The sequence below is a fragment of the Tahibacter caeni genome (genome assembly GCF_024609805.1).
In the GTDB taxonomy this organism is placed as follows: domain Bacteria; phylum Pseudomonadota; class Gammaproteobacteria; order Xanthomonadales; family Rhodanobacteraceae; genus Tahibacter; species Tahibacter caeni.
In genome coordinates, this window is sequence record NZ_JANFVR010000587.1 from 1 (window position 1) to 1,631 (window position 1,631).

Genomic DNA, 1,631 nt, shown 5'->3' on the forward strand with positions numbered 1-1,631 from the left:
CGGCGCCGCGTTGGTCGCTGGCGCCGCCGCCGCCGCGCTGCGGCGCAGCACGCTGCGCACGCGCGCGAGCAGCTCGCGCAGGTCGAACGGCTTGGTCACGTAGTCGTCGGCGCCGAGCTCCAGACCGACCACGCGGTCCACCGAGTCGCCGCGGCCGGTCACGATGATGATGGCGCCGCGCCAGTGCTCGCGCAGGTGGCGCGTCAGCGCGAGGCCGTCCTCGCCGGGCAGGCCGAGATCCAGCAGCACGAGGTCGACGGATTCGCTCGCGATCGCCTCGCGCAGCTCGGCGCCGTTGCGCGCCGCGCTCACGCGGAAGCCCTGCTTGTCGAAATAGCGGCTCAGCAGCTCGCGTATCTCGTCCTCGTCGTCGACGACGAGCAGGTGCAGCGCATCCGTTTCCATGGGCCCAGGCTTCGACCAAGCTGGCCACATCATAGGAAGGTCGGCGGCCGTCTCCAAGTCGCGGCGACGGCACGGCGCCGCAGCCATGACGGAATCGCGACGCGGCCGCGGCGATCCTGCGGTCGGGCGGCCGCTGTTACCCACTGTTACTGTCCGTTGCGGCGCTGTCGTCGTCGCGGCGGCGGCCCACCCCTAGCATGTCGACAACGAGTTCCTGCCCGTTCCTGAATCGGACGGCGCAAGTACAGCTTGCACACGTCGGCCGGGAATCGATCGCTTGCGCGATCGACTCTCGAACGATCCACTCCGGATCGCGCCGGCGGGCCGTTCCTCGACAGCCTGCCAGGCTGAGCCATTGCGCCGTCACGGCGCGCCGAACCCCGGGAGATCCGCATGAAGATCCTGCTCGCCATCGACGGAAGCGCGCACAGCCGCCTCGCCGTCAAGCACGTCATCGCGCAATGGTCGCGTGCCGCCGACCTCAAGCTGCAACTGCTGCACGTCGATCCGCCGCTGACCGCGCGCGTCGCCTCGGCGCTGGGCCAGGCCGAGGTCGCGCGCTATCACGAGGAAAACTCGCACGAGGCGCTGCGCTATGCGCGCTCGCTGCTGCACCGCGCCGGCCTGGTGTTCACCGAGCAGTCGCTCGTCGGCGATCCGGCCGAACTGATCGCGCGCACGGCCACGCGCGGCCGCTTCGACCTGCTCGTCATGGGTTCGCACGGCCGCGGCGTGTTCCGCAACCTGCTGCTGGGTTCGGTGGTCAGCAAGGTGCTGCAGTCCTGCAAGACGCCGCTGCTGATCGTGCGCTGACGTAACCGTCATGTACGCCGACCTGCTGGTCTATTGCCGGTCGCCGCAGCGCTGGCCGGCGGCCGTGGACTATGCGCGGCGCCTGGCCGTGCCGGGTACGGGCCAGGTGCAGCTCTGGGCCGAGGCCGCGGCGCCGTCGCCCGACACGCTGAGCCGGCAGGCGGCCTGGGTCGATGCGGTGCTGCTCGACGGCGTAGCCGATCTGATGCAGTTGCGCGAACTGGTACAGGCCGCGGCGCGGCCCTGCCTGCTGCTTCCGCGCGACGACGCGCCGCCACCGTCGCCGCGGCGCATCGCCGTGGGCTGGAACGGCTCGTTGCAGGCGCGCCGCGCGCTGCATGCGGCGCTGCCGCTGCTGCGCGCGGCGCAGCACGTCGTGCTGCTGGAAGCCGCCGAATGCGCCGACACCGTGC

The 1,631-nt window shown here is 71.6% G+C and carries 2 protein-coding genes and 1 pseudogene; 2 read left to right on the plus strand and 1 reads right to left on the minus strand.

The features are described from left to right. The coding region (locus NON22_RS24035) for a response regulator (protein WP_257389511.1) at positions 1–405 on the minus strand (405 nt) is incomplete at its 3' end. Between the two features lie 393 nt (positions 406–798). On the opposite strand from NON22_RS24035, the gene NON22_RS24040 reads away from it, so the two are divergent. Both NON22_RS24040 and NON22_RS24045 read left to right on the plus strand, forming a co-directional pair. Then, positions 799–1,218, plus strand: a complete 420-nt coding sequence (locus NON22_RS24040) for a universal stress protein (protein ID WP_257389513.1) — start codon at positions 799–801, stop codon at positions 1,216–1,218. A 10-nt stretch (positions 1,219–1,228) separates the two neighbouring features. Further along, positions 1,229–1,631, plus strand: a pseudogene (locus tag NON22_RS24045) (hypothetical protein); the annotation flags it as partial.